At 69.9% G+C, this 25,712-nt stretch carries 24 protein-coding genes; 18 read left to right on the top strand and 6 right to left on the bottom strand.

Features of this window, described 5'->3' with window-relative positions; translation table 11 throughout:
* The first annotated feature begins 238 nt into the window (after positions 1-238).
* From lpxC to JYJ93_RS30400, 4 genes are all read left to right on the top strand, one after another.
* Positions 239-1,183, top strand: coding sequence for a UDP-3-O-acyl-N-acetylglucosamine deacetylase (lpxC, locus tag JYJ93_RS30415; protein ID WP_206798066.1), 945 nt, complete (start codon positions 239-241; stop codon positions 1,181-1,183).
* A 56-nt stretch (positions 1,184-1,239) separates the two neighbouring features.
* Positions 1,240-2,334, top strand: coding sequence for a thioredoxin domain-containing protein (locus tag JYJ93_RS30410; RefSeq protein WP_206798065.1), 1,095 nt, complete (start codon positions 1,240-1,242; stop codon positions 2,332-2,334).
* A 29-nt stretch (positions 2,335-2,363) separates the two neighbouring features.
* The gene (locus tag JYJ93_RS30405) at positions 2,364-3,602 is read left to right on the top strand and encodes a DUF4388 domain-containing protein (RefSeq protein WP_206798064.1); all 1,239 of its coding nucleotides are present in this window, start codon (positions 2,364-2,366) and stop codon (positions 3,600-3,602) included.
* A gap of 125 nt (positions 3,603-3,727) precedes the next feature.
* The gene (locus JYJ93_RS30400) at positions 3,728-4,345 is read left to right on the top strand and encodes a hypothetical protein (protein WP_206800543.1); all 618 of its coding nucleotides are present in this window, start codon (positions 3,728-3,730) and stop codon (positions 4,343-4,345) included.
* Between the two features lie 97 nt (positions 4,346-4,442).
* On the opposite strand, the gene JYJ93_RS30395 is transcribed toward JYJ93_RS30400, so the two are convergent.
* Positions 4,443-6,062: a leucyl aminopeptidase gene (locus JYJ93_RS30395; protein ID WP_206798063.1), complete on the bottom strand. Its 1,620-nt coding sequence runs from the start codon at positions 6,060-6,062 to the stop codon at positions 4,443-4,445.
* Between the two features lie 138 nt (positions 6,063-6,200).
* Between JYJ93_RS30395 and JYJ93_RS30390 the strand changes: the two genes are divergently transcribed.
* From JYJ93_RS30390 to JYJ93_RS30380, 3 genes are all read left to right on the top strand, one after another.
* The gene (locus tag JYJ93_RS30390; protein ID WP_206798062.1) at positions 6,201-7,097 is read left to right on the top strand and encodes a hypothetical protein; all 897 of its coding nucleotides are present in this window, start codon (positions 6,201-6,203) and stop codon (positions 7,095-7,097) included.
* Between the two features lie 128 nt (positions 7,098-7,225).
* A complete protein-coding gene (locus JYJ93_RS30385; protein ID WP_206798061.1) occupies positions 7,226-8,008 on the top strand; it encodes a sulfite exporter TauE/SafE family protein in 783 nt (260 codons plus the stop codon).
* A complete protein-coding gene (locus JYJ93_RS30380) occupies positions 8,005-8,496 on the top strand; it encodes a hypothetical protein (protein ID WP_242543983.1) in 492 nt (163 codons plus the stop codon). The genes JYJ93_RS30385 and JYJ93_RS30380 overlap by 4 nt, the downstream gene beginning before the upstream one ends.
* Positions 8,497-8,533: 37 nt before the next feature.
* Here JYJ93_RS30380 and JYJ93_RS30375 read toward each other — a convergent pair whose 3' ends face one another.
* The 3 genes from JYJ93_RS30375 to fabF all read right to left on the bottom strand — a co-directional run bounded on the left by JYJ93_RS30375 (position 8,534) and on the right by fabF (position 12,579).
* Positions 8,534-9,403, bottom strand: coding sequence for a tetratricopeptide repeat protein (locus JYJ93_RS30375; protein ID WP_206798060.1), 870 nt, complete (start codon positions 9,401-9,403; stop codon positions 8,534-8,536).
* Between the two features lies 1 nt (position 9,404).
* The gene (locus JYJ93_RS30370) at positions 9,405-11,012 is read right to left on the bottom strand and encodes a helix-turn-helix transcriptional regulator (RefSeq protein WP_206798059.1); all 1,608 of its coding nucleotides are present in this window, start codon (positions 11,010-11,012) and stop codon (positions 9,405-9,407) included.
* Between the two features lie 313 nt (positions 11,013-11,325).
* On the bottom strand, positions 11,326-12,579 hold the full coding sequence (gene fabF, locus JYJ93_RS30365) for a beta-ketoacyl-ACP synthase II (RefSeq protein ID WP_206798058.1): 1,254 nt from the start codon (positions 12,577-12,579) through the stop codon (positions 11,326-11,328).
* A gap of 80 nt (positions 12,580-12,659) precedes the next feature.
* Here fabF and JYJ93_RS30360 point away from each other — a divergent pair, with 80 nt between their 5' ends.
* The 10 genes from JYJ93_RS30360 (at position 12,660) to JYJ93_RS30315 (ending at position 21,541) form a co-directional block, all read left to right on the top strand.
* Complete coding sequence (locus tag JYJ93_RS30360) at positions 12,660-13,184, top strand: PaaI family thioesterase (protein ID WP_206798057.1); 525 nt, start codon at positions 12,660-12,662, stop codon at positions 13,182-13,184.
* A gap of 5 nt (positions 13,185-13,189) precedes the next feature.
* Positions 13,190-13,924, top strand: coding sequence for a TetR/AcrR family transcriptional regulator (locus JYJ93_RS30355; RefSeq protein WP_206798056.1), 735 nt, complete (start codon positions 13,190-13,192; stop codon positions 13,922-13,924).
* A gap of 106 nt (positions 13,925-14,030) precedes the next feature.
* A complete protein-coding gene (locus JYJ93_RS30350) occupies positions 14,031-15,470 on the top strand; it encodes a hypothetical protein (RefSeq protein ID WP_269012357.1) in 1,440 nt (479 codons plus the stop codon).
* A gap of 93 nt (positions 15,471-15,563) precedes the next feature.
* Positions 15,564-16,187, top strand: a complete 624-nt coding sequence (locus JYJ93_RS30345; protein WP_206798055.1) for a YceI family protein — start codon at positions 15,564-15,566, stop codon at positions 16,185-16,187.
* A 56-nt stretch (positions 16,188-16,243) separates the two neighbouring features.
* Positions 16,244-16,510, top strand: coding sequence for a hypothetical protein (locus JYJ93_RS30340; RefSeq protein ID WP_120580712.1), 267 nt, complete (start codon positions 16,244-16,246; stop codon positions 16,508-16,510).
* 112 nt (positions 16,511-16,622) lie between these two features.
* Positions 16,623-17,471, top strand: a complete 849-nt coding sequence (locus JYJ93_RS30335) for a DUF692 domain-containing protein (RefSeq protein ID WP_206798054.1) — start codon at positions 16,623-16,625, stop codon at positions 17,469-17,471.
* On the top strand, positions 17,468-18,205 hold the full coding sequence (locus JYJ93_RS30330) for a putative DNA-binding domain-containing protein (protein ID WP_206798053.1): 738 nt from the start codon (positions 17,468-17,470) through the stop codon (positions 18,203-18,205). Before JYJ93_RS30335 ends, JYJ93_RS30330 begins: the two co-directional genes overlap by 4 nt.
* A 132-nt stretch (positions 18,206-18,337) precedes the next feature.
* A complete protein-coding gene (locus JYJ93_RS30325) occupies positions 18,338-18,901 on the top strand; it encodes a chalcone isomerase family protein (protein WP_206798052.1) in 564 nt (187 codons plus the stop codon).
* 229 nt (positions 18,902-19,130) lie between these two features.
* Positions 19,131-21,266: a M13 family metallopeptidase gene (locus JYJ93_RS30320; RefSeq protein ID WP_242543982.1), complete on the top strand. Its 2,136-nt coding sequence runs from the start codon at positions 19,131-19,133 to the stop codon at positions 21,264-21,266.
* Between the two features lie 26 nt (positions 21,267-21,292).
* Positions 21,293-21,541, top strand: coding sequence for a GlsB/YeaQ/YmgE family stress response membrane protein (locus tag JYJ93_RS30315; RefSeq protein WP_206798050.1), 249 nt, complete (start codon positions 21,293-21,295; stop codon positions 21,539-21,541).
* 28 nt (positions 21,542-21,569) lie between these two features.
* Here the strand turns inward: JYJ93_RS30315 and JYJ93_RS30310 are convergent, their stop codons facing one another.
* Positions 21,570-22,604 (bottom strand): PA0069 family radical SAM protein, encoded by a 1,035-nt coding sequence (locus JYJ93_RS30310; protein WP_206798049.1) that lies wholly within the window; start codon positions 22,602-22,604, stop codon positions 21,570-21,572.
* Between the two features lie 117 nt (positions 22,605-22,721).
* Here JYJ93_RS30310 and JYJ93_RS30305 point away from each other — a divergent pair, with 117 nt between their 5' ends.
* On the top strand, positions 22,722-23,927 hold the full coding sequence (locus JYJ93_RS30305) for a hypothetical protein (protein ID WP_206798048.1): 1,206 nt from the start codon (positions 22,722-22,724) through the stop codon (positions 23,925-23,927).
* A gap of 6 nt (positions 23,928-23,933) precedes the next feature.
* Here the strand turns inward: JYJ93_RS30305 and JYJ93_RS30300 are convergent, their stop codons facing one another.
* Positions 23,934-25,592 (bottom strand): DUF4135 domain-containing protein, encoded by a 1,659-nt coding sequence (locus tag JYJ93_RS30300; protein ID WP_206798047.1) that lies wholly within the window; start codon positions 25,590-25,592, stop codon positions 23,934-23,936.
* Positions 25,593-25,712: the final 120 nt, after the last annotated feature.

Here is a 25,712-nt window from a genome sequence, read left to right as displayed (position 1 = left end):
TTTCCCAAGAGGGGTGTCCGGGCTTCGGTCAGGTCCATCCCCCGTACCGGCGGACCATGTGCCAGCAGTTCCAGGGGGTTGGGAAGGGCAGGGCCTCCCCTTCAGGCAATTCTTGTGTCACGGCCACGTGGCATGTTGATTGCTCCTGTGTGCAGCGCGTCAGACCGCCGTGGAACGGCCTGACGGGGCCATACCCCGCGTATGTCAGTACGAAGCAGTCCCTAGAGGCGACACCGACATGCTCCAGCTCAACGACTTCCAGCGCACCCTCTCCCAGCCGGCCATCTGCCGCGGCGTGGGGCTCCACTCCGGGTTGCCCGTGACGCTGACCCTGAAGCCCGCGCCCGCGGGGCATGGCATCGTCTTCGTGCGCACGGACCTGGCGCGCCCGGTGAGCATCCCCGCGCTGGCGGAGTACGTGGTGGACACGTCGCTGGCCACCACCCTGGGCCGGGACGGCGTGAAGGTGGGCACGGTGGAGCACCTGATGTCCGCGCTGGCGGCGCTGGGCATCGACAACGTGCGCGCGGAGCTGGACGGGCCGGAAGTGCCCATCATGGACGGCAGCGCGGCGCCCTTCACGCACGCCATCATGGAGGCCGGTTCCCACGAGCTGGATGCTCCGCGTGAGTACCTGGTCATCAAGAAGAGCGTGGTGGTGCAGGACGGCGACAAGCAGGCGTCGCTCACCCCCGCCCGGCGCTTCCGCATCAGCTGCACCATCGACTTCGAGCACCCCGTCATCCAGGGCCAGTCCTTCGACGTGGACGTGAACGACCGGGGCTTCTCGCGTGAAATCTCGCGCGCCCGCACGTTCGGCTTCCTGCGTGACGTGGAGAAGCTCAAGACGCTGGGCCTGGCGCGCGGCGGCTCGCTGGAGAACGCCGTCGTGGTGGACGAGGCCGCCATCCTCAACCCGGACGGCCTGCGCTTCCCGGACGAGTTCGTGCGCCACAAGATCCTGGACGCCATCGGCGACGTGTCGCTGTTCGGCCGGCCTGTCATTGGCCACATGACGGCGTTCAAGACGGGCCACGCGCTCAATCACAAACTGGTGCGCAAGGTGCTGGCGGACCCCTCCAGCTTCGACATCGTCACCGCGCGCCGCCGGGACGTGGAGGGGCGTGAGCCGGGCCGCGCAAGCCTCGCGGGCGCGTTGGAGTTGGAGCCCCTGGTCGCCTGAACACTGGACTGGCAATTCCTTGCCAGTCCCGGGGACCTCTATTAAGTCGGCTGGCTATGTCCATGCGCTCTACTCGCATCGCCCTGGCCGCCCTCCTCGCGGCATCCCTCACCGCCGGCTGCAACAAGGAGAAGGCGCCGGCCAATGCCCAGGCGCCCGCCGCGCAGGCCCAGGCCGCAAACGCCTCCGAGCCGGCGCCGGACACCGTGGTGGCCACCTTCGGCAACAACGAGAAGGTCACCTTCGGTGAGCTCAACGAGCGCATCAAGGAGCCGCTGGCGAACCTGGACAAGCAGAAGTTCCAGCTGCGCAAGCGCGGCCTGGAAGGGCTCGTCACGGAGCGCCTGGTGAAGGCCGAGGCGACCAAGCGCGGCATCACCGAGGACCAGCTGCTCAAGGCGGAGATCGACGACAAGATCCCCGCGCCCCCGGAAGAGAAGATCAAGGAGGTGTTCGAGGGCGCCAAGGGCCAGCTGCCCCCGGGCGCGACCTACGAGCAGATGAAGCCGCAGATCGTGGACTTCCTGTCCGACCAGCAGAAGCAGGAGCAGGCCCAGAAGTTCTTCGACTCGCTGCGCGCGGGCGCCAACGTGAAGTACGAGCTGCCCGAGCCCCCGCGCCCGCCCGCGGAGCGCAAGCAGGTGGCCGCCACCGGCCCGTCCAAGGGTCCGGAGAGCGCGCCGGTCACCATCGTGGAGTTCAGCGACTTCCAGTGCCCGTTCTGCAGCCGCGCCATCGGCACGGTGGACGAGGTGACGAAGCAGTACGGCGACAAGGTGCGCCTGGTGTTCCGCCAGTTCCCGCTGGACTTCCACCAGCAGGCGCAGAAGGCCGCCGAGGCCTCGCTGTGCGCGAACGAGCAGGGCAAGTTCTGGGAGATGCACGACAAGCTCTTCGCCAACCAGAAGGCGCTGGGCGTGGATGACCTGAAGAAGTACGCGGGCGAGCTGAAGCTGGACACGGCCAAGTTCAACACCTGCCTCGACTCCGGCGAGAAGGCCGCGCAGGTGAAGGCGGACATGGCGGACGGCTCCAAGGTGGGCGTCAGCGGCACGCCGGCGTTCTTCATCAACGGCATCATGCTGTCGGGCGCGCAGCCCCTGGACGAGTTCAAGAGCATCATCGACGCGGAGCTGAAGGGCGCGAAGTAGTCCTCGCAGCGCCTGCAGGGAGGGATGCGGTGGCGTCCAAACCCAGGGCCACGCCCCGCGTGAGCGGTGAGGCGGCTTCGCTCGAACTGGAGCGGCCGCTCGCCGCCGTCGTCTCTCCCACCCGGCCCCTTTCGGCGCACTTCCTGGCGCCGGAGGGGCTGGTGCTCCTCCCGGAGTCCCACGGCGCCGCCGGCTTCTTCGCCGGTAGCCTGGGGACGCTCTCGGTCGAGGAAGTGTTCGCCCAGATCCTCTCGGGCATCCGCACCGGACAGCTCGTCGTGCAGCACGGCAGCGTGCGCCGCACGGTGGCCTTCCGCGACGGGCAGGTCGTCTTCGCCACCTCCAGCGAGCGCTGGGAGCGCCTGGGCGCGGTGATGGTGCGGCTGGGGCTCCTGACGGAAGCGCGGCTCACCCAGGCCCTGGCGCAGGTGACGCCCGCGCGCCGCATCGGACAGGTGCTCACGTCGCAGGGCATCGTCTCCGAGGCCAGCCTCTACAGCGCGATGACCTTCGTCGTGCGCGAGGTGGTGCTCAACCTCTTCGAGATGGTGGAGGGCAGCTTCCTCTTCCTGGAGGCGAAGGCCCCGGCGGTGGACGCGGTGAAGCTGCCGGAGCGCACGCGCGACCTGGTGCTCACCGGCATCAAGCGCGCGGAGGAGACGGGCCGCCTGCGCCGCCGCTTCCCGGACGACATGCACGTCACGCCCGGCCCCCAGGGCGCGCTGCCCGGCGAGGAGGCCCTGTTCGCGAAGCTGGGCAAGGGCACGACGCTGGGCGCGCTCCGGGCCGCCTACGCGGGCAGCCAGTACGCCTTCTACAGCGGCGTGGAGGAGGCGGTGCGCGGCGGCCACCTGGCCGTCCGGGCCGCGGAAGCACCTCCCGCCCCGGGCCCCGCGGTGGAGGGCATGGCCTGGGAGCTCCTGTCCGCGGAGGAGCGCTACAACCTCCTGTTGTCGCTGGTGCACCGCGCGCTGCGCGAGGCGGGCCGCGACGTGGACCTCCTGCGCGGCTTCGTGGAGTCACCGCCGCCGGGCCTGGAGGAGGCCTACCACGGCGTCACGTTGGGGCCGGACGGGCGGGTGGACGTGGCCCGGCTGCGCGCCAACGTGTCCACCAGTGGCGGCGAGGCCGTGGGCCGGGCCATGGCGCTGGAGGCGCTGGACGCGTTCGTGTCCTACGCGCTGTTCTCCGCGCGCAACGTGCTGCCGGCGGACGTGGCGGAGCGGCTGGCCAACACCTACCGCACCCTCCAGGGCGGCCTGACGTAGGGCAGGGCCTGGCGGGAAGTTTCCACCGTCTGACAGCGCACACCGCCCCCGTGTGCCCCTGGCGGGCCCGGAGGTGGGTGGCCACGTTTCTCCCCACGGCTGGTGGCTGGCGGGGGACGAGCGACATGGGCGCGATGCGGATGTTGGGGTGGGGTGTGCTTCTGCTGAGCACGGCGTGCGGCGCGTCCCGGACGGCGGTGACGAAGGCGGAGCCCGGCACGGGCGGTTCCGGCACGGCTTCGGACGAGTCCGCCGTCGCGTCCACCACGCGGCGCTATGTGGACGAGGACCTGGGCTTCGAAATCATCCGGCCCACGGCGGAGTGGCAGCTGGACGAGACGAACGAGCGCACCCCGGAGGGGCTGGCGATTCCCGTCATCCTGCGCCACCGCGTGACGGGCGCGCAGGTGGTGCTCCAGGTGGCGCCCGGCGTGGCCACGCCCGTGCAGTTCGCGGAGCGGCTGACGCAGGGGCTGCGCCAGCAGCCGGGCTTCACCACCACCGACCCCCAGCCCATCGCGCTGTCGGACAACGCGGTGGGGTTCGACTTCCAGGTGGGCGAGGGCGTGCGCGGCAAGGTGGCCGTGCGCGAGGGCAACTCCGGCCGCGTGCTGATGATGCTGGCCACCTGGCCCACGGAGGCCACCGCGGGCATCACGGAGAGCGTGGACGCGCTGATGGCGGGCGTCCGTCCGCTCCCGGAGCCGAGCGTGGCCGTGCGGTCCACGCCCCGGACGCCCTGATGCGCGAAGGCCCCGGACCCCACGCGATGGATGCGTGGGCCCGAGGCCTTCAAGGCGATGCATCGACGACGCGCGGAGCACGGAGGCCCCGCGGGGACTACGCGCGCGCCGGCTTGCCCTTTGCGGCCTTCGGAGCCTTGCCGGCCTTCGGGGCCTTCGCGGGCGCCTCGGCCTTCACGGGCTCCGGCTGCGAGGCCACTTCCGCGGCCTTGCGGCGCACCAGCTCCACCAGGGTGCGCGCGCCCACGCCCGTGCCGCCCTTGTTGAGGTAGCCGCGCTCCTTGGGGCTGTTGGACGGACCGGCGATATCCAGGTGCACCCAGGGCGTGCCGCCCACGAACTCCTTGAGGAAGAGGGCCGCGTTGATGGCGCCGCCCCAGCGCTCGCCGGAGTTCTTCATGTCCGCCACCTCGGAGCGCAGCGCGTCCTTCTGCAGGTCGCTGACGGGCAGGCGCCACATCTCCTCACCCGCGGCGCGCGCGGCGGTGAGCACGCTGTTCACCGTGTCGTCGTCGTCGCCGAAGGCGCCCACGATGTAGTTGCCCAGCGCCACCATGCACGCGCCCGTGAGCGTCGCCAGGTCGATGATGGCGGACGGCTCGTGCTCGCAGGCCCAGGTGAGCATGTCGCCCAGCACCAAGCGCCCTTCGGCGTCCGTGTTGGTGATCTCCACCGTCTTGCCGGAGCGCGCGGTGAGGATGTCGCCGGGCTTGTACGCGGTGCCGGAGGGCATGTTCTCGCACGCGCCGATGAAGGCGTGCACGGGGAAGGGCGGCTTCACCACGGAGCCGATGACCTTCATCGCGGCCAGCACCGCGGCGGAGCCCGCCATGTCCGTCTTCATCTCCACCATGCCCTCGGTGGGCTTGAGCGACAGGCCGCCCGAGTCGAACGTGATGGCCTTGCCCACCAGCGCCAGCGGGGCGCGCCGGGCGTCCTTCGCGTTCTTCGGCGTGTAGACCAGGTGGATGAGCCGCGGCTCCTGCACGCTGCCGGCGGTGACGCCCAGGAACATGCCCATGTTCAGGCGCTCAATCTCCTTGCGCCCGCCAATCTCCGCGGTGAGCCCGCCCTCCTTGGCGGCCTGCTGCGCGGCCTGGGCGAGCTTCGTGGGCGTCACCACGTTGGGGGGCTCGTTGACCAGGTCGCGCGCCCAGTTGACGGCCTCCGCCAGCTTCAGGCCCAGGTGGAGCGCGTCCTCCAGCGCGCGCGACTTCTCCGTGCCCTCCGGCAGGGACAGCGTGGCGCTCTTGAGCTTGGGGCTGGCCTTGTCCTCGCGCGCGGAGGACTTGTACTTGTCGAAGCGGTAGACGCCCAGCTCCAGGCCCTCCACCACCGCGCGCACGGCCATCGCCGCGTCCTCCGTGGCGGGGACGCGGAAGCCGATGGCGGTCGCCTTCAGCCGCTGCGCCGTCTTCGCCGCGCGGCCCGCGGCCAGCCGCAGCACCTCCGGCTGGAAGCGCGCGCGGTTGCCCAGGCCCAGGAGCAGGACGCGGTCCGCGCCCAGCTTCCCCAGCGTGTGCACGAGGAAGGACTGGTCCACCTTGCCCTTGAAGCCCTCCTGGGTGGCGGCGGCGCGCAGCTTGCCGTCCAGCGCCGCGTCCGCGGCCGTCAGCGGCGCGGGGGCGGAATCACCCAGCTCGCCCTCGAAGAGGGGGATGACGAGCAGCTCACCGCTCACCGGCGCGGCTTCACCGGAGACGAGACTGAATTGCATGGCGACTTGGACTCCTGTGCTGAGGGAGGGGGTGATCCGAGGGGCGCGACTGTAGACGCGCCGCGTGTTGCTCGCAAAGCGCTGGTTGCCACTGAGGCATTGCAATGCCCCGGCGCGCTGGATAGCTGTGCACTCCCAATGCCCACCCTGTTGCTGCATCTGACGGCCATCGAACGGTTGGCCGCCCATCCGGACGGCCTCCCCGCCGACTGGGTGCGCGCCTTGTCCGAGGACCTGCCGTACGCGCGCTTCGGCGCGGCGCTGCCGGACCTGCCGCTGTGCGCCGGCGTGCGCGGGGGCCTGGGCGTGATGATGCAGCCGGAGACCGGCTGGCCCCCCTTCGCGCGGCTGTACCACGAGCGCGCCCCGGTGGGCCTGGGCCTGAAGATGGCGGAGCTCGTCGCCTCCGGCGCCCTCGTGGGCACCGAGGCGGGCCTGGCCATCCTCGCGGGGTACTTCACGCACCTGAGCCTGGACCGGCGCCTCCACCCGCTGGTGGACCAATTGGTGCTGCGCCACCGCCGCAAGGGCGAGCGGGCCTGGGACGCACGGCGTCAGGTGGAGTGGGCCCAGACGCTCTTCTTCCTGCGCCAGCAGGACGGCACGGATGGCGTGGGCACCGCCCGCATCCGCGAGAAGTTCCAGGTGGTGAAGACCTCCGGCATCCCCCTGCGCGGCATCGGCCGGGGCATCTATGAGTTGGTGCGCCTGGCGTCGCAGGACCGCGTGGGACAGGCCCCCACCAAGGCGGAGCTGGATGGCTGGGTGCGCGGGCTCTACGTCTCCGGGCTCTTCCTCTCCAGTCCGCTCGGCCGCATGCGGGCCCTCCCGGCGTACTCGCAGCTCTCCTTCCAGGAGCTGTACCGCAATGATCACTTTGACTTCGCCGTGGAGCTGGACGCCGCGCTGGAGGTGACGCGCGGGCTGATTCGCAGACTGCACGGCTACATGGCGCGCGGCACCTACACGCCGCGCACGCGGGCGCGCTTCCTGGAGGAGTTTCCAGAGGGAACGCTGGGCGCCACCGCCGCGTAGTGAACGGATCCACACGGCCCGCGTCCCGGTGCCGTGTCCGCGTGCAGGGCATCCAACCGATCGAGCAGGTTGCCCCCTGGGGCGTGGCGCTATCCGAAGCGGGGAGTGCCTCCTATCCTCGATAGGGAATGACGGTCTTGCTCCTCATGGCGGCGGGTGTGTTGGCGGGTGGGCTGGGGGCGCTCCTGGGCATCGGGGGCGGCATCGTCCTGGTGCCCGTCCTGGTGTTGGGATTCGGAATCCCGCTGGAGCAGGCCGTCCCCGCGAGCCTGATGTGCGTGGTGGCCAACTCCTGCGCCGCCGCCGCCAGCTACGTGGAGAACAAACTGAGTGACCTGCGGCTGGGGCTCACCCTGGAGCTGGCCACGGTGATGGGCGCCATCGTCGGGGGCCTGGTGGCGGCCTTCGTCGCGGAGGCGATGGTGGCCGTGGTGTTCGGCCTCTTCACGCTCTTCGTCGCGCTGCAGATGCTGCTCTTGCGCCGCCCCGTCCAGGAGCCTTCGACGGCGGCCAACTACGAGCCCGGCAACTACCCGCTGGGCATCTCCGGCTCCTTCGTGGCGGGCGGGCTGTCCGCGCTGCTGGGCGTGGGCGGCGGTCCACTGAAGGTGCCGCTGATGACCTACGGCATGCGCGTGCCCTTCAAGGTCGCCAGCGCCACCAGCAACCTGATGGTGGGCGTCACGGGCGCCGCCAGCGTCGCCGCGTACGCGTGGCGCGGCCAATTGAATCTCGGGCTCGTGGCGCCGTTGGTCGTAGGGGTGCTGGCCGGAGCATCCGTGGGCAGCAAGCTGATGATGAGGACGCCGACCGCGGTGCTGAAGAAGCTCTTCGCGGCGGTCCTGCTGATTGTGGCCGGACAGATGTTGTGGAAGGGAGGGGAGGGGCTGTGGCCGAGCGTATGGAAATGAGTGAAGCGGAGCCTGAACTATCCGGTGGCCATCCGTCGATGATGGTGCCGGAGGGAGGACCGCCACGCCGCAACGCGCAAGCGACGTCGGTGGCGTTGGACCCGGAGTTCCACGACGAACTCCACGACGAGCTCCCGCGGGAACCCATCACCCAACCGGAGGTGCTCCCACGTGAGCGCCGGTGGGGGAGGCGGCTCGCCGCCGGGGAACGATGGATTGCCCGCGTGCTGCGCACCGGGGCCATCACCAGTGGCTGCATGTTCGTCACGTCGCTCGCGCTGGAGCTGCTGCCACGCGACGAGTCCGTGCACGTGGCCATCGACCTGTTGCGCAAGGGCGCGGCGTCCATGCTGCTGGTGACGCCGGTGGCGCGGCTGGCGATGGCGGGCACGCTGCTGGGCCTGCGCGGCGAGTGGCGTTACGCCGCCATCGCCGCGGGCGTCATCGGGTTGCTCGCGCTGGCGGTGGGCGCGGGCTTCCAGGCCTGAACCGGAAGCCGGACGCGAAGGAAGACCGCGCGCGGGGCTACACGCCGCGCGCGGCGAAGTGCGCGAGGACGTTCTTCACCTTCGCCACTTCATCGTGCTGCTTCAGGTCCTCGTACATGGGCAGCACGGCCTCGAACTGCTCGCGGGCCGCGGCGTAGTCCTGCAGGTAGTAGCAGGACAGCCCCAGGTCCCAGCGCGCGCGGGCCTCGTAGACGTGGTCGTGCAACTCGCCGTACACGTCCACCGCGCGCAGCAGGTGCGGCCGCGCGTTGTCGTGGTGGCCCAGCAGGCCCTCGGCTTCACCCAGCAGCAGGTGTCCCAGCGCGAGCGCCTCCGCGTCCTCGCCCTGCTCCAGCAGCGGCACGGCCTCCAGGAAGCGCTTGCGGGCGGGCTCGTACTCGCCCTTGGCCATGCGCAGGTCGCCAATGTCCAGCAGCAGCCGCGCGATGCGCTCGTTGTTGCGCGTCTGGCGGTAGAGGATGAGCGCCTCCTGGTACTTCTCCTCGGCGCCGTCGGCCTCGCCCATGGCGCGCAGGGACTCGCCGATGCAGGCGCGGGTGAGCGCCTCGCCCTCGCGGTCGCGCGCCTCGTTGAAGAGCAGGGCGGCGGTGGCCATGTGCTCGATGGCGCCCTTGTGGTCCTCGAAGTGGGCCTTCACCACGCCCAGGCCGAAGAGCGCCTGCGCCTGCCCGGGCTTGTTGCCCGCGGTCTTGAAGAAGCCGAAGGCCTCTTCGTAGTGCTCGCGGCTGGCCGCGTGGTCCTCCAGCATCCCGTACAGCTCCGCCAGCGCCACCAGCCCCTGGCCGACCTCGGAGGGCGAGCCGGTGATGCGCAGCGGGGCGAGCGCGTTCTTCTGCTTCTGGATGGCGTCGTGGATGTGGGCGCGTTCGTTGTCGGACGGGTGCATGTCAGTTCTCGTGAACCTTGCGGCGGCGGGCGCCCCTGTCCAGCGAATCGTGCTTCTCGGCCCCTTCAGCGCCGTTGCCATCGGCTTCCGCGTTTCCGTTGCGCTCGGCCTTCTCCTTCTCGTGGACCAAGAGCGGGGAGAAGAAGCAGTCCTTCTTCGTGTACTCGTCGAAGGCGAAGGCGAAGCGGTAGCTGGCCGCCGCGCGCTGGTTGCAGTCCGTGCGCTCGCAGAAGCGGCAGGAGATGCCGCTGGGGATGGCGTCCTTGCGCAGGTCGTTGGTGGGCAGGCCGTACGCCAGGTACTTCGCGTTCTCCGCATGCGTGCCCAGGCCGATGGAGTACGCCGTGCCCTTCACGATGGAGCCTTCAATCGGCTGCAGCTGCACCTTCGCGAAGCAGAAGTACGTCGTGCCGTCCGGCATGATGGAGTACTGGCGCGTGATCTGAGACGGGTTGAGGAACGCCAGGTGCACCGCCCACTTCGCGCAGGAGCCGCCGCCGGACGCGAAGCGGATGCCGGTGCCGCTGTAGCGCTTGGAGATGTTCCCCGCGATGTCCGCGCGCAGGAAGTGGAAGGGCAGGCCCTGGCGCTTGGGGTCGGACAGGTTGCAGATGCGGTGGGCCACCGTCTCGTAGGTGGTGCCGAAGATGTTGGAGAGCAGCTCCACGTCGTAGCGCGTGCGCTGCACCTCCTTGAAGAACTCGCCGTAGGGCAGCATCAGCGCGCCGGCGAAGTAGTTCGCCAGGTTTACTTTGATGAGGCGCTCCGTCTCCCCGTGGCGCATGCGGCCCGCGCCCAGGATGCGCTCCACCAGCTTCTCGCGGTCCATCACCATCAGGCCAATGGACGCGGCCACCTGGAACTTCAGCGGCTGCTCCGTGAGGTCCGGTGACAGCGTGAGCGTGCGCGCGTCCAGATCCAACCGGCGCACCACGGACGAGCCGCTGGCGGCGCGCTCAATCTGCACCTTGAAGTCGAACCGCTCCTCCAGCATGCGGATGAGGTTGCTGCTGGTGAGCTGCTGCTCCAGGCGGAAGTCGCGGCGCAGCCCTTCCGCCTGCTCCTCCAGCTCCGGGAAGTAGTTGCGGTGCTTCTCCAGGAAGTCGCTGACCTCGTCGAAGGGCGAGTAGTCGAAGCGGACGCCCGGCGTCGCGCTGCCCAGTCCGGAGGTGGAGCCCTGTGTGCGCGTGCGCTCCTCCACGTTGAGCTGCGCGAGCACGTTCTCCAACTGCGTGCGCGTGTTCTTGTAGAGGTTGAACAGCGCGGCGACCGTGCCGGCCAGCTTCGGCTCCGCGGACAGCGACTGGAGCGACTCCGAGTCGATGTCCAGGCTCTTGAGCAGCGGTTCATCCAGCAGCTTCGCCAGGGCCTCGTCCACGCGGCCCTCGCCCAGCGTGGACATGAACTGCTCGGGGTCCTGTTCGAAGTAGCGCAGCGCCTTCCACAGGAGCGGGAAGGGCATCACGCGCTTGCCCTTCTCGATGAGGTTCAGATACGCGGGGGAGACGCCCAGGTCCTTCGCGGCGTCCGCCTGCTTGATGTTGCGCTGCAAGCGGAGGCCTCGAAGCTTCAGCCCCACGTTCGCATTCAGAGCGTTGTCGTTGTTCATGGCTCCAACCCCCGGTGGGCCGCGTCAGGAGCCGCGCTCCGACACCGGGTCTCTGGATCCACTCTGCAAACCGATTTACCGATTTGCAATGAACGTTTTCGGATCGCCGCAGCGCTGTCCCGCAGGCGACGCGCGAAGGGTTGACTGCCTCCACCCTGGCCTTGCAGGGACGTAATCCCATGTAATCACGGGGCTTTCAGGAGCCCCGGGTGTGCGGCGGCGGCGCCGGTCCCCCGCGCTGTGAACGCTTGACTGACGCGGTGCGACAGGGCTGGGGAAAAGTCAGTAAACGGGCGCCAGATTTTTTACAGACTCATGAACGCGTCTCCGGGAGCCGCTGGAACACGAGCGCGACGTTGGTGCCGCCGAAGCCGAAGGAGTTGCTCATCACGGCGTTCACGCGCGTCTCGCGGGCGGTGTTGGGCACGCAGTCCAGCGGGATGCGCGGGTCCTGGTTCTCCAGGTTGATGGTGGGGGGCAGCACGCCGCGGGTGAGGGCGAGGATGCCGATGACGGCCTCGGCGGCGCCGGCCGCGCCGTTCATGTGGCCCGTCATCGACTTGGTGGAGGAGATGGCGAGCGACCTCGCCGCGTCGCCGTACACCTTCGCGATGCCCTCCATCTCCAGCAGGTCTCCGATGTCCGTCGAGGTGCCGTGGGCGTTGAGGTAGCCGATGTCCGCGGGGTTGAGGCGCGCGTCCTTGAGGCAGGCCTTCATCGCGCGCTGGGCGCCCTCGTGGCCGGGCGCGGGCGAGGTGACGTGGTAGGCGTCGGAGCTGGCGCCATAGCCCGTCAGCTCCGCGAGGATGCGGGCGCCCCGGGCCCGGGCGTGCTCGTACTCCTCCAGGACGAGGATGCCCGCGCCCTCCGCGAGCACGAAGCCGTCGCGGTCCTTGTCGAAAGGGCGGCTCGCCGCCTGGGGCGCGTCGTTGCGGTTGGACAGGGCCTTCATCGCGGCGAAGCCGCCCACGCCCAGCATGGAGATGGGGGCCTCCGCGCCGCCGGCCAGCGCCACGTCGAACTCGCCGCGTTGGATGCCGCGCATCGCTTCACCAATCGCATGCGCGCTGGTGGAGCACGCGGAGTTGGTGGACCAGGACGGGCCCTTGATGCCGTGGCGCATGGAGATGTAGCCGGGCGCCATGTTGATGATCATCTGGAGGATGAAGAAGGAGCTGATGCGGTCCGGCCCCTTCTCCAGCGCCTTCCTGTGGGTCTCCTCCAGGCTGCTGATGCCGCCGATGCCGGAGCCGATGACGGCCGCCACGCGCTCGGCGTTCTCGTCGGTGATGACCAGCCCGGAGTCCTCGAGGGCCATGTCGGACGCGGCCACCGCGAACTGCGCGAAGCGGTCCATGCGGCGCACCTCGCGCCGTTCGATGTAGTCCTCCGGGTTGAAGCCCTTCACCTCACCGGCGAAGCGGCAGTCCAGCGCGCTCGCGTCGAACAGAGTGATGGGCCCCACGCCGCTCTTGCCGTTCACCAGCGCGTCCCAGCTCTTCTCCACGCCGATGCCACACGGGCTGATGAGCCCCATTCCCGTCACCACGACGCGCCGCTGTTCCATCGCGCACTCCTTGACCCCGCATGTTGAACGGGATGGTATTATGACCATCCTTCCATGACTTCAAGCGATAGGGAGCCCCGATGAGCGAGCAGGCAGCGAATCCGCGCACGCGGACGGTGACGTGGCGGGACCCCCGGGAGGGGGCCTCCGCGGCGAAGAGGCTGTCGGGGCTGGAGTACCTGCGGGCCATCCAGCGCGGGGAGTTGCCGGGGCCGCCCATCGCGGAGTTGATGGGCTTCTCTCCGGTGGAGGTGGAGGAGGGCCGGGTGGTGTTCGCGGTGATGCCGGGCGAGCACCACTACAACCCCATTGGCATGGTGCACGGCGGGCTGGCGGCGACGCTGATGGACTCCGCGATGGGGTGCGCCATCCACACGATGCTGCCCGTGGGCGCGGGCTACACGACGCTGGAGCTCCACGTGAACTACGTGAAGGGCATCGCGCACGACACGGGACCGCTGTTGTGCCGGGGCGAGGTCATCCACCTGGGCGGCCGCGTGGCGACGGCGCAGGGGCGGCTGGTGGACGAGAAGGGCACGCTCTACGCGCACGGCACCACGACGTGCATGCTGTTCCGGCCGCCGGGCGCGGGCGGTAAGGAGTAGGGGCGATGCGCTACACCGCTGAACACAAGCAGGCCACGCACGCGCGCATCCTCGCGGCGGCGGAGAAGCTGTTCCGCGCGGAGGGCTTCAGCGGTGCGAGCGTGGAGCGGGTGATGCGGGCCGCGGGCCTGACGGTGGGCGGCTTCTACGCCCACTTCACCTCCAAGGAGTCGCTGCTCGCGGAGTCGCTGCGCGCCTTCATGTCGGCGCGCCGGACGCCCTGGCTCGCGGGGCTGGAGGGGATGCGGGGCCCGGCGTTCCTGGAGCGCTTCGCGATGCGCTACTTGAAACAGTTCGACCGGGACACGGGCGACACGACCTGCATGATGCCGTCGCTCCTGTCGGACCTGACGCGCGCGGCGCCGGAGGTGCAGGCCGCGTTCGCACAGGGGTTGGAGGACCTGGTCGGCCAGGCCCAGACGCACCTGCCCGCGCGCGAGGGCGCCACGCCCCGGCAGCAGATGCTGGCGACGGTGACGCTGTGCTTCGGCGCGATGACGCTCGCGCGGGCCACCGCGTCGCAGCCCCTGTCGGGGGAGATATTGGACGCGGCGCGCGCGCTGCTCGTCGCGGGAGCGCCGGTGGAGGAGGGCGCAAGGCATGAGGTGCCTCATGCGCACGCGGCGCCGCGAAGGGCTCCCGTCCCGCGCAAGAAGGCGCCGTCCAGGAAACGCCGTGCCGGCACCTCCTCGGAGGCGGAGCGCACCCCCGCGCGCCGCGCGCGGAAGAAGCCCCTCTGAGCGGATGACTCATGGGCACGCGTCCTCGTGCGTCAGCATTCCGGACTGGACGTCAGGCGGGCTGCCGTGGAGTCCTTCCGGGCGGACCGTGGACCGTGGGGGCAGGGTGGACGCAAGGACGACGACGGTGGCCCGCGTGGGGTGGGTGGCGCTCGCGCTCATGCTGGGGGCGTGCGCCTCCGTGCCGCTCGCGCCGCCCTGGGAGGACGTGCCCCTCCGCTATGACATCGCGTACACGCACGACCCCTCGCCACGCCTGAACGTGGAGGTCGTCCTGCCTCCGTCGCCTCCTGGCGTCTTCCCAGACGCGTTCCTCTTCCGGCAACCGGGGCGCGAGAGCTCCGTGGTCGCGACGTTCGGAGACGGCAGCAGAACCGAAATCTTCCCCCGGGACGGCGTGGTGAGGGTGCCCGAAGGGGCGCGCATCCTCCGCTATCACTACCTGCTGGCCTCCTCTTCCGGAGGCGGCGGCAGGTCCCTGTCCGGGGGCATGGGGGAGGGCGACACGTGGCACGTGGGCGGCAAGGCCTACCTGCTGACCCCCAGCCGAGTGACGCCCGGCCTGCGCGTGGACCTCACCGTGTCCGGCGCGGACGCGCTGCTGCCGTGGACCCCCGACGAGCGCGGCGTCTACCACCTGCGCGGCGAGGACCTCATCGACGCGGGCTTCCATTCGTTCGGCGGCAGGCGGTGCCAGGCGCACGTCGGCGCCTCCGTGTTGGAGGTCGCGCTGCTGGGCCCGTTCACGCACCTGACGGACGCGGACCTCTGTGCGTGGCTCGAACAGGCCGGGCGCGAGGTCGTCACCGTGCGCAAGGCCTTCCCGTTCCCGCGCGTCACCGTGCGCATCGTGCCCGTGCCCGGCGACGACACGCCCGGCGTCTTCGGGATGACCTTGTGGAGCTCGCCGCCCAGCATCTCCATCCTCGTGGGGCAGGACGCCACCGCCGCGTCCCTCGCGAAGGACTGGGTCGCGGTCCACGAAATGCTGCACCTGACGCACCCGGCGTTGGTGCCCCGGGTGGCCTGGCTCACCGAGGGACTGGCCACCTACTACACGGAGCTCGCCCGCGCGCGCTCCGGACGCCAGTCGGCCCCGCGGGCCTGGCAGGAGCTGGTGAACGGCTTCGCGCGCGGCCAGGCCGCCGCGCGCTCACGACCCATGCAGGAGGTCGTCGCCGAGGGGCGCAACTTCATGGGCATCTACTGGACCGGCGCGCTCTTCGCGCTCCACCTGGACGTGGAGCTGCGCCGCGTGACGAACGGCCGTGCACGGCTGGAGGATGTGCTGGAGCTGCTCGCCACGCGCGGCCCCACCGCGACACTGAAAAGTTTTGGCGACGCCGTGGACACGGTCGCGGGCCAGCCGCTGTTCGACGCGCTGCTCGCCCGCCACCTGCCGAAGCCCGCCTTCTCCGAACTGGCCCCTTTGTTGGAGAACCTCGGCGTCCGAATTGACCCAGGTGGCGTCAAGCTCCATGCTGCGCCGGGCAGTGGGTTGCGTGAGGCACTGGACGGCGAGCGGGCCCCGGACGACGCTGGGTGAACACCTGGAATGAGAAAGGGTCGTAACCAATTCCCGGCTGTCGCGTATCGCATGCATCCGCGAGGTTCGCGGCATCCGTAGATGAGGTCCGCCATGTTCCGCAGCGTCCTGATGCTCGCCGCCACCCTGTCGCTGTCCGCGTCCGCCGCGGAGCCCGCGGCTTCCGACAAGCACTTCGTCTTCCATGATCCGAACAGCCGCGACACGGTGATGTTCGTGCTGGACGCGCCGCTGGAGGTCATCAACGGCCTGTCCAACCAGGTGACGGGCCGCGTGGACGTGAACGGCCAGAAGGCCAGCGGCCGCTTCCAGGTGCCGGTGAAGTCCATCAAGACGGGCAACGAGACGCGCGACGGCCACCTGCAGAACGACCGCTGGCTGGACGCGGCGAAGCACCCGGACATCGTCTTCGAGTTCAAGGACGTGGCCCTGCCCGCGCCGCTCGCCAACGCGAAGCCGGTGGTGCTGAAGACGAAGGGCACCTTCACCATCCACGGCGTCACGCGCGAGGAGCCCGTGGAGGTGACGGCCACGTACCTCCAGGAGACGGCCGAGACGAAGAACCGCGCCGCGGGCGAGCTGCTGCGCGTGCGCGCGAAGTTCCAGATTCCCCTGGAGGCCTACGGCATCAAGCGCACCGAGGCGCTGGTGCTGAAGGTGGGCGAGCGGGCCGACGTCACGGTCGACGCCTGGGGCTCCACGCAGTTCAAGCCGTAGCGATTGTTGTCAGTCCCCCGTAGTCACACCCCCTGCGGTACGAAAGGAAGCAACACATGAACGTCAAGGCTCTTGCGGCGGTTGTCGGCACCCTGTCCCTCGGCGCGCTGGCCACCGGCTGTGCGTCCAACAAGGCGGCGGAGGGCAGCAAGGTGCACGCCGCTTCGCCGGGCGCGGCGGAAGGCGCCGAGGCCAGCTGCAGCAACAAGCCCGCCGACGCGGCCGCTCCCGCCGCCGCCCCCGCCGCGGCCCCTGAGAAGGGCGCCGAGGGCTCCTGTGGCGCCGGCTCCTGCGGCGCGGGTTCCTGCAGCGGCAAGAAGTAGTCACTCGCCGGGAGGGCCTGCGTGACAGGTCCCCTCCCAGGCTCGCGGGCGGCGGGAAGAGTCCTTCCTGCCGCCCGTGTTGTTTTCACCTGTCGCACCCAAGGAGCGCCGCATGCCGTCCCCCCGCTACGCAGACCGCCATGGATTGAAGCCGCTGGGGGCGGGCATCGGGTTGCGCCGCGACTTCTACGAAGCGCTGCCTCGCACGGCGCGCGCGCTGGACTGGGTGGAGATCATCCCGGAGAACTTCCTCACGCTGGGCGGCCGCTCCCAGCGCGCCCTGGACGCGTGCCGCGAGCGCTGGACGCTCCTGCCGCACGGCGTGGGCCTCAACATCGGCGGGCCGGACGCGCTGGATGACGACTACGTCACCCGCCTGGCCGCGCTGGTGAAGCGGCTGGACGCGCCGTTCTTCTCGGACCACCTGTGCTACTCGCGGCTGGGCGGCGTGCACCTGCATGACCTGTTGCCGCTGCCCTTCACGGAGGCCGCGGTGGAGCACGTGGTGCCGCGCGTGCGCGAGGTCATGGCGCGCGTGGAGCGCCCCTTCCTGCTGGAGAACCCCAGCTACTACGCGGCCATGCCCGGCGGCACGCTGAAGGAGGCGGACTTCCTGCGCCAGGTGGTGGAGGCCGCGGACTGCGGGCTGCTCCTGGACGTGAACAACGTCTGGGTCAACGCGAAGAATCATGGCTACGACCCGCGCGCCTTCGTGGACGCGCTGCCCCTGGAGCGCGTGGTGCAGGTGCACCTGGCCGGCCATGACGCGCGTGAGACGGTCCTCATCGACACGCACGGCGACCGCGTCTGCGATGACGTCTGGGCGCTGTACCGCTACACGCTGGAGCGCACCGGCCCGGTGTCCACGCTGATGGAGTGGGACCAGGCCATCCCGTCCCTGGACGCCGTGCTGGACGAGGCGGACCAGGCGCGCGCCGTGCTCGCGGAGGGCGCGCGATGAAGCCGTCGCTGAAGCACTTCTTCGACAGCATGGATGCGTACCTCGCCGGGCCTCCCGGCGCGGAGGGGCTGTTGAAGCTGTCCGCGTCGCACCCGGGCTGGGACGTGGATCCGGAGCGCATGGCGCTCTATGGCCAGTTCGTGCGCGGCCACGTGCGCTCCACGCTGGAGAAGCTCTTCCCGCTGACGCGCAAGGCGGTGCCGCCGGAGGCCTGGGACGCGCTGGTGGACGGCTACACCCGCACGCGCCCCGCGCGGCACTACGAGCTCAACCGCCTGGGCGAAGGCTTCGCGCCCTTCGTCTCCGACGCCGCCGCCGCGAAGGGCCTGCCGCCGTTCCTTCCCGCGCTCGCGCGCTTCGAGTGGACGGACTTCGCGGTGTTCGCCTCCGAGGAGGACGTCCCCGACGCCGTCGACCGCCTGACGCCCAACCCCACGCTCACGGTGCTGGAGCAGCCCTTCCAACTCTGTGCGTTCGCGCGGGCCCGGGGCGCGCAAAGCGTGCCGGCGGAAGGGGAGGAACTCGCGCTGCTCTGGCGCCATCCGGAGCGGCTGATGACCTTCTACATGGAGGCCACGCCGCCCGCGCTGCTGGTGCTGAAGATGGCCGTGGAGGGCCTGTCGGAAGAGGCCGTCGTCCAGGCCACCGGCATGTCCGCCGCGGACCTCCACGCGGAGGTGGTGCGCTTCGCCAGTGACGGCCTGGTGCTGGCGCCGGCAGCCCGCATTCACTGAAGAACCTGTTGTCTTCCGGGCGCTTCGCCGCGGTACGTCAAAGCGTGGACGTCCTTCATGGATCCTTTCGTGAAGACGCATGGGTAGGTTTGCGTCCAACATCGCGCAGGAACCGACCCGGAGGTTTTCACCATGAAGAAGACGCTCACCGCCGTGCTGCTGTCGCTGACCCTCGCCGCGCCCGTCATGGCCAAGGACATCGCGGGTGTGAAGTACCCGGACACCGCCACCGTGGCCGGCAAGGAGCTGAAGCTCAACGGCGTGGGCCTGCGCAAGAAGGCCATCTTCAAGGTCTACACGCTGGGCCTCTACGTGGAGAACCCCACGCAGGACGCCACCGCGCTGCTCAACGCGGATGAAGTGAAGCGCGTGCGCATGTTCATGAAGCGCGACCTCAAGAAGGATCAGATCACCGAGGCCATCGAGAACGGCTTCAAGAAGAGCGCGGGCGCGAACATGCCCAAGCTCCAGGCGCGCCTGGACGCCTTCAAGGCCGCCATCCCCGCGGAGGTGAAGGAGGGCCAGGAGCTCAACCTCACCTACGTGCCGGGCAAGGGCACCACCGTGCAGGTGACGGGCGGCCAGTCCATCGACGTGGAGGGCAAGGACTTCGCGGACGCGCTCTTCTCCGTGTGGCTGGGCAAGGACCCCGTGGACAGCGGCCTCAAGGAGGCCATCCTCGGCAAGGACGACTGACGCGCTTCCTCGTCCGATCCGAAATCACGCGCGCGCCCCCGGAGCGTCCCTTCTTCACGGAAGGGGCGTTTCGCGGGGCGCTGACGTTTCTGGCGGGCACGCCATTGCTTCAATGGTGGACAGCGGACGGCGCCCCTGTCACACGCGCATGTGTTGAAGCTGGAATGCCCCCGCGCATCAGGGGTTGATGCGCGCTGGATTCTCACCCTTGTCCGTGCTGGAGAACGCTTTGAAGCGACTGGCCCTCTTCGCCGCCTCCTGTGTCCTTGGCGCCGCCTGCAAGACGGCGGAGCCCACCCCCGAGCCGCCCCAGGCCTCCACCCCGGCCCCCGTGGCCGCCGCCGCGCCGGCCACGCCCGCGCCCGAGGCCCCCGCCGTGCCCATGTCCGAGCGCCCCATGCCCCCGGGCCTGGACGCCGCGGTGATGGACCCGTCCGTGAACCCCTGTGACGACTTCTACCAGTACGCGTGTGGCGGCTGGCTGAAGGCCACGGAGATCCCCGCCGAGCGCGCGCGCTGGAGCCGCGGCTTCGAGACCGTGGCCGAGCGCAACCAGACCGTGCTGCGCGACATCCTCACGAAGGCCGCGGAAGGGCAGGGCGAGGGCACCCCGGAAGAGAAGAAGCTGGGGGACTTCTACGGCTCCTGCATGGACGAGGCGAAGCTGGAGCAGTCGCTGCCCACGCTGCGCACGTACCTGGCGAAGCTCAACGGCCTGAAGAGCCCGCAGGCGGTGGCCAGCGCGGTGGCGTGGCTGCACGCGCGAGACGTGAACGCGCTGTTCCGCGTGGGGTCGGATCAGGACCAGAAGGACGCGACGCAGGTCATCGCCATCGTGGACGCCGGGGGCCTGGGCCTGCCGGACCGCGACTACTACCTCAAGCCCGACGTGAAGATGCGCGAGGCGCGCAACGCCTACCAGGCGCACGTGCAGAAGGTGTTCGAGCTGTTGGGCGACGCGCCCTTCGTGGCCAGCCGCAAGGCCATTGGCATCCTCGCCATCGAGACGCGCCTGGCCAACGCGCGGCTGCCCAAGGAGGAGCGGCGCGAGCCGGAGAAGGTCTACCACCGCCTGGAGCGCCAGGGCCTGAAGAAGCTGGCGCCCGCGTTCCAGTGGGACACCTACTTCGCGCAGGTGGGGCTGCCGGCGGGTGAAGCGCTCAACGTGACGGAGCCGAAGTTCTTCTCGGAGGTGTCCGCGCTGGTGCGTCAGCAGCGCCCGACGGACATGGGGCCGTACCTCTCCTACCACCTGGTGAAGGACGTGCAGACGGCGCTGCCCAAGGCGCTGCGCGACGAGTTCTTCCGCTTCGAGTCCTCGGTGCTCACCGGCGCCAAGGCGGACCTGGCGCGCTGGAAGAAGTGCGTGGACGCCACGGACGAGGCGCTGCCGCACGCGCTGGCCAAGCCCTTCATCGCGCGCACCTTCGGCGCGGACGGCAAGGCCACCACCCTGGACATGGTCCAGCAGATTGAGCAGTCCTTCGAGCGCAACCTGGACACGCTGTCCTGGATGGACGCGGAGACGAAGGCCCAGGCGCTGGTGAAGGTGAAGAAGATCACCAACAAGATCGGCTACCCGGACCAGTGGCGCACCTACGACGGGCTGACGGTGTCGCGCGACTCGTACCTGGACAACATGCTGGCGGCGGACGCCTTCGAGCAGGCGCGCCAGCTGCGCAAGGTGGGCCAGCCGGTGGACCGGCAGGAGTGGTTCATGTCGCCGCCCACAGTGAACGCCTACTACAACGCGGCCACCAACGAGATTGTGTTCCCGGCGGGCATCCTCCAGCCGCCGTTCTTCGGGCGGGACGCGTCCGCGGCGGTGAACTTCGGCGCCATGGGCATGGTGGTGGGCCACGAAATCACCCACGGCTTCGATGACGAGGGCCGCCAGTTCGACGCGGACGGCAACCTGCGCACGTGGTGGACCCCGGCGTCGGACAAGGCCTTCCGCGAGCGCGTGTCGTGCGTGAGGAACCAGTACGACCAGTACACCGCCGTGGATGACGTGAAGGTGAACGGCAAGCTCACCCTGGGCGAGAACGTCGCGGACCTGGGCGGCCTCAAGCTGGCGTACGCGGCCATGGAGGCCTACCTGGCCAAGCACCCGGACCAGGCGACGAAGGCGAACTCGTACCGCTTCACCCCGGGGCAGCAGTTCTTCCTGGCGCACGCGCAATCGTGGTGCTCGAAGATTCGTAATGAGGCTGCGCGGCAGCGGGCGCTGACGGATTCGCACTCGCCAGCGTTCCTGCGCGTGAAGGGGCCGGACGTGAACCTGCCGCAGTTCCAGCAGGCCTTCTCCTGCCCCGCGGGCTCGCCGATGGTGGCGCCCGCTGCGAACCGCTGTGAGGTCTGGTAAGGCTTCGGCCCTACCTGGAGGACGGCATGACTATCTGCTCGTGGCTGATGTTGGGCGGTATCGCGGGCTGGCTGGCCAGCATCATCAAGGGCACCAACGCCCGGATGGGGATGTTCGCCAACATCTTCGCCGGCATCGTGGGTGCCATGCTGGGCGGCTGGGTGTTCAGCTTCTTCGGCGGCAGCGGCGTGACGGGCTTCAACCTGTACTCGTTGCTGGTGGCCACGGTGGGCGCGGTCATCCTGCTGTCCATCCTGCAAGCCATCCGGAAATAGCGCTCCCGGCTGTCGCGCCCTTCGCCGCCTAGAAGAGCGACAGCTGGGGTGAGGTGGAGGGCCGCGCGGGGCGCCGGAAGGTGTCCGGCGCGGCCTCCGTGACGGACGACGCGCGCATGCCCACCTTGCGCGCCGACGTCGCGAAGAGCTGGTGGATGGTCTGGGCGTAGAGCCCTTCGCCGCGCATGCGGTGCTTGAAGCGGCTGTCGGTGAGCTCCCCGCCGCGCGTCTCGCGGATGCGGTGCAGCACCCGGTCCGCTCTCAGGGGCAGCTTCGTGCGAAGGCGCTCCTCGAACACGGCCTGCACGGGGCCGGGAAGCCGCAACAGCGTGTAGTGCGCTCGCGTGGCGCCGGCCTCACGGGCTGAAGTGAGCACCCGCGCGATGTCCTCGTCGTTGAGGCCCGGGATGATGGGGGCCACGGACACGGCCACGTCGATGCCGGCCTCCGTGAGCTTGCGGATGGTGGCCAGGCGCCGCTTCGGTGTGGCGACGAGCGGCTCCATGGCGCGCGCCAGCTCCTCGTTGTGGAAGGGGAGGCTGATGCTCACGAACAGCCGGGTCTCCGCCGCCAGCCGTTGGAGCACGTCCAGGTCGCGCTCAATCAGCACGCCCTTGGTCACGATGCCCACGGGGTTGCGGTACTCGGCGCAGACCTCCAGGCACTGGCGGGTGAGCCGGAGCGACGCCTCCAGGGGCTGGTAGCAGTCCGTGACGCCGCTGAAGACGACCGTCTCTCCCTTCCACGACGGACGGTCGAAGGCCTCTCGTAAGAGCTCCGGGGCGTTGGGTTTGACGACGAGGCGCGTCTCGAAGTCGGTGCCCGCGCCGAAGTCCAGGTACTGGTGCGTGGGGCGCGCGTAGCAGTACGCGCACGCGTGGAGGCAGCCCCGGTACGGGTTGACGCTCCAGGAGAAGCACACGTCGGGGCTGTCGTTGCTCGCGATGATGGAGCGGCTGTGGTCCTCCCAGACTTCCAGGCGCGCGGGGGGAATCTCGTCCAGGTACTCCACCGCGGTGCTCGCCCAGGGGTTGGGCGGATTGTCGACAGGGCGGGCCTTCACCTGTCCAGGGTGTGTCTGAATGCCCGTTCAGTCAAGGTGACTCGCCGTCGCACGGCACTTGAACCCACGGAGGAGCGTCCTCAGCTTCGCGCCTATCCGCGACAGGAGGGCAGGGGGATGGTCCGGTGGAAGTGGGCGTCGTTAGGCGTGGCGGTGTGGCTGGGGGCGGTGGGCTGTGGCTCCCAGACGGAAGCGAACGAAGGGCCGCCGGTGGACGTCCCCCCCGAGGAGGAGACCCCCGTCGACGTGGAGCCATCACCGGGACCGGGGCCCTCGCGGGACCCGGAGGTGGAGCCGCCACCGCCACCCCAGGAGGCGTCCTGTCCTCCGCTGGACCTGGGTCGCACTCCGGACGAGGGGCTCGTCGAGGACCGGCCCCCGGAGCTGTTCTGCGAGCTGTCTCCCGACGCCTGTGACGCCTTGCGTCCCGGCCATGCGCGGCGTTCGATTCCGCGTCCCTGCCGCGTCTGGGACACGACTCCATACAGCTCTGCGGACTATCAGCTGGAGCACGATGCGCTCGGGCGTCTGGACTCGTTCCTGACCTTCCCCGACTGGTACGAGGGCTTCAAGTACGACGCGTGTCACCGGTTCGTGGCCCACTACAAGATGCCAGCCGGGTCCATGGCCAACTACGACGACATCTGGACGCGCGCGGCGGACGGACAGCTCCTGCGGTGGGAGCACGGGCACTTCAATTCGATCGCCGAGATGGTCATGGAGCGCGATGCGCGGGGGTGGCTGCTCGGCGCCACGACGACGTGGAGCTATTCGGGCTCCAGCCACACGACCCTGACGCAGCGGTACACCCTGGACGCGCAGGGCCGCATCCTGGCCGCCGAGGGCATGTCCCCGGACCCGGAGAAGGGACTGCAGTTCCGCGAGGAGCGCCGCTACGACGCGGCGGGAGCGCTGACGGAGGTCGTCCGCCGTGGCCCCACGGGGGCGCTGCTCGGGCTCAAGGGGTTCTCGGAAGGACGGAGGGTCCGGTCCGTCGATGCGCAGGGCACCGAGAAGCGCTGGAGCTACGGCCCTGATGGGAGGCTGGAGCGCTACGAAGTCGGACCGCACGTGGACGGCGACGAGGGGGCGTACAGGCCGCGGGTGATGGAGTACCGGTATGGGGAGGACGGACGCTTGCTGCGCATCCTGCGGACGACGCAGGGGAGCAAGGACGGCGCCTTCGGGGAGACGCGGACCGTCTCGGAGTACCGGTACGCCGAGGACGGCCGCATCCTCCGGCGGGAGGACCGTGACGTCTCCAGCGGCCGGATCACGACGACGTACGAATACGACTACGTCTGCGAACCGGACGGCCGCTGAGGCCCGTCAGATCAGCGGGCCACACCCGAGCGTCGTCTCCAGGGCCGTGCGCAGCTTCGTCTTGAGCGCCGGACGGCCCATGGCGCCCCGGAGCGGGTTGAGCTTGTTGCGCACCTCCGTGAGGTTCGCCACCGTCACGCCCTGCGCGGTCGCGGCGACGTAGGTGACGCCCTGGGTGCGCAGGGGCGTGAAGAAGTGCTGGCGGAGGTGGGGCTCGAACAGGGCCCCGGGGACCGCGTTGTGCTGGCCGCCGTACCACGTCAGCCAGTCGAACAGCCCCTGGCCGATGGCATGCGCCTCCGTGCTCAGGGTGCCGTTCATGTTCTGGGTCATGCCCTCCGCGTGCGCACGGCACATGTCCGTCGTCATCAGGAGCACGCGCGCCATGGGGGCCACGTTCTGGAACTGGTTGAGCCAGGCGTCCACCCGGCCCGTGTTGAGGGCGGTGACGATGCGGTCCACCTCCTCGCGGATGCCGGCCAGGATTTCATTCGGGTGCGTGGCGGCCTGGACCCAGGGACCATTGGGCGCGGTGCTGAACCCCGCGTTGACCTCCGTCTGATCATACGGCGCGGACACGTTGCTGGCCTGCCACTGTCCCCGGTAGAGGTCGGTGGTGAAGACGCCGCCCACCATGCTGTGCGGCGGCGGGGCGATGCGGAGCACCTGGGACAGCGCGGCGTGGGAGATGGGGTTGTCGTGCGGCCCCGGGTAGTTGAAGCCCATCTCCGCGTCGATGAGGTGGGGCCCCTGCGCGGTGGCCATCACGTTCTCGTGATGCAGGTCGGTGATGCCGAACACCGCCGACACCGTGATGAGCCGGCCCAGCTTCCGGAAGTACGTGGGCTGATCCACCAGGGGAATCTGCCGCGTCTTCGCCACCATCTGCATGTAGCCGTACTCGCCCCGCGCGTGCGGAAACGCGACGATGCGGATGGCTGGAAGGTCCGCGTCGAGCGTGGTGAAGAGGCTGTCGGTGTACGGCAGCAGGGCGGGGTAGTGCATGCGGCAGACCTGGTACGACTGCGGGTCGCCCATGAGCAGCAACTGGAAGGTGAGGTCGGACGGCTTGTAGACGACCCGCCCTCCGCAGGAGAACCGCAGCAGCGCGACGCGGTGGCCCGCGTGGTGGGGATCGCTGCCGGTGACGTTCACGTCGGCGAGGCCCCCGGTGATGCCGAAGGCGTTCCGCAAGAGGGCGCGGTCCCCCATGATGCGGCCCACCAGCGAGGCGCCAAAGTCCACGTGGGCCCGCACCAGGTCCTGGATCATCCGCCAGACGCGGTCCGCGGGAGTCTCCGCGAGCGTCTTCACCGACCCCAGCGCGTTGCGGCCCACGCTCCAGGCGAAGCTGAGCGGGCGCAGGTTCCAGGCGTTGTCCATCGCGCCCCACTCCCTGCGCGCGGACAGCCCGGCGGCGGCGGAGCAGGGGCCATAGAGGTCCATGGCCGTGCGGTGGAGGAAGTTGTTCGCCAGCAGGGTGCCCGTGAGGTTCTGGAAGCCCGCCAGCTTGAGCACGCCCGCCAACTGGCTCACGACCTGCTTGAGGGCGTCCTTGATGAACGGTTTGACGGCGTTCACGTGCGGGGGCGCGCCTTGGATGACCGCCGTCCCCATGAACGTCGTCACTTCGTTCAGCGCGTCGTTGATCTCGGTGTCGTACATGGCGGCGGGCCCAGGGGAGGGACGGGAACGTCCACTGCCGTGCAGTCTAGCTGCCCTTCAGTACGGTCCCTCCATCGCCCGCCCCGACACGTGCACGGACGCGCGTGACCCATCCCGGGG

This window comes from Corallococcus sp. NCSPR001, from assembly GCF_017309135.1.
Classification (GTDB): Bacteria; Myxococcota; Myxococcia; order Myxococcales; family Myxococcaceae; genus Corallococcus.
This window is presented reverse-complemented; position numbering and strand designations above follow the sequence as displayed.

What these genes read in the sequence shown, in the direction of transcription:
- JYJ93_RS30315 (WP_206798050.1), top strand. Translation starts at nt 21,293, where the DNA reads ATGACTATCTGCTCGTGGCTGATGTTGGGCGGTATCGCGGGCTGGCTG.
- JYJ93_RS30360 (WP_206798057.1), top strand. Translation starts at nt 12,660, where the DNA reads ATGAGCGAGCAGGCAGCGAATCCGCGCACGCGGACGGTGACGTGGCGG.
- lpxC (WP_206798066.1), top strand. Translation starts at nt 239, where the DNA reads ATGCTCCAGCTCAACGACTTCCAGCGCACCCTCTCCCAGCCGGCCATC.
- JYJ93_RS30385 (WP_206798061.1), top strand. Translation starts at nt 7,226, where the DNA reads ATGACGGTCTTGCTCCTCATGGCGGCGGGTGTGTTGGCGGGTGGGCTG.
- JYJ93_RS30300 (WP_206798047.1), bottom strand. Translation starts at nt 25,592, where the DNA reads ATGTACGACACCGAGATCAACGACGCGCTGAACGAAGTGACGACGTTC.
- JYJ93_RS30400 (WP_206800543.1), top strand. Translation starts at nt 3,728, where the DNA reads ATGGGCGCGATGCGGATGTTGGGGTGGGGTGTGCTTCTGCTGAGCACG.
- JYJ93_RS30355 (WP_206798056.1), top strand. Translation starts at nt 13,190, where the DNA reads ATGCGCTACACCGCTGAACACAAGCAGGCCACGCACGCGCGCATCCTC.
- JYJ93_RS30335 (WP_206798054.1), top strand. Translation starts at nt 16,623, where the DNA reads ATGCCGTCCCCCCGCTACGCAGACCGCCATGGATTGAAGCCGCTGGGG.
- JYJ93_RS30375 (WP_206798060.1), bottom strand. Translation starts at nt 9,403, where the DNA reads ATGCACCCGTCCGACAACGAACGCGCCCACATCCACGACGCCATCCAG.
- JYJ93_RS30340 (WP_120580712.1), top strand. Translation starts at nt 16,244, where the DNA reads ATGAACGTCAAGGCTCTTGCGGCGGTTGTCGGCACCCTGTCCCTCGGC.
- JYJ93_RS30305 (WP_206798048.1), top strand. Translation starts at nt 22,722, where the DNA reads ATGGTCCGGTGGAAGTGGGCGTCGTTAGGCGTGGCGGTGTGGCTGGGG.
- JYJ93_RS30395 (WP_206798063.1), bottom strand. Translation starts at nt 6,062, where the DNA reads ATGCAATTCAGTCTCGTCTCCGGTGAAGCCGCGCCGGTGAGCGGTGAG.
- JYJ93_RS30330 (WP_206798053.1), top strand. Translation starts at nt 17,468, where the DNA reads ATGAAGCCGTCGCTGAAGCACTTCTTCGACAGCATGGATGCGTACCTC.
- fabF (WP_206798058.1), bottom strand. Translation starts at nt 12,579, where the DNA reads ATGGAACAGCGGCGCGTCGTGGTGACGGGAATGGGGCTCATCAGCCCG.
- JYJ93_RS30345 (WP_206798055.1), top strand. Translation starts at nt 15,564, where the DNA reads ATGTTCCGCAGCGTCCTGATGCTCGCCGCCACCCTGTCGCTGTCCGCG.
- JYJ93_RS30390 (WP_206798062.1), top strand. Translation starts at nt 6,201, where the DNA reads ATGCCCACCCTGTTGCTGCATCTGACGGCCATCGAACGGTTGGCCGCC.
- JYJ93_RS30380 (WP_242543983.1), top strand. Translation starts at nt 8,005, where the DNA reads ATGAGTGAAGCGGAGCCTGAACTATCCGGTGGCCATCCGTCGATGATG.
- JYJ93_RS30325 (WP_206798052.1), top strand. Translation starts at nt 18,338, where the DNA reads ATGAAGAAGACGCTCACCGCCGTGCTGCTGTCGCTGACCCTCGCCGCG.
- JYJ93_RS30410 (WP_206798065.1), top strand. Translation starts at nt 1,240, where the DNA reads ATGTCCATGCGCTCTACTCGCATCGCCCTGGCCGCCCTCCTCGCGGCA.
- JYJ93_RS30370 (WP_206798059.1), bottom strand. Translation starts at nt 11,012, where the DNA reads ATGAACAACGACAACGCTCTGAATGCGAACGTGGGGCTGAAGCTTCGA.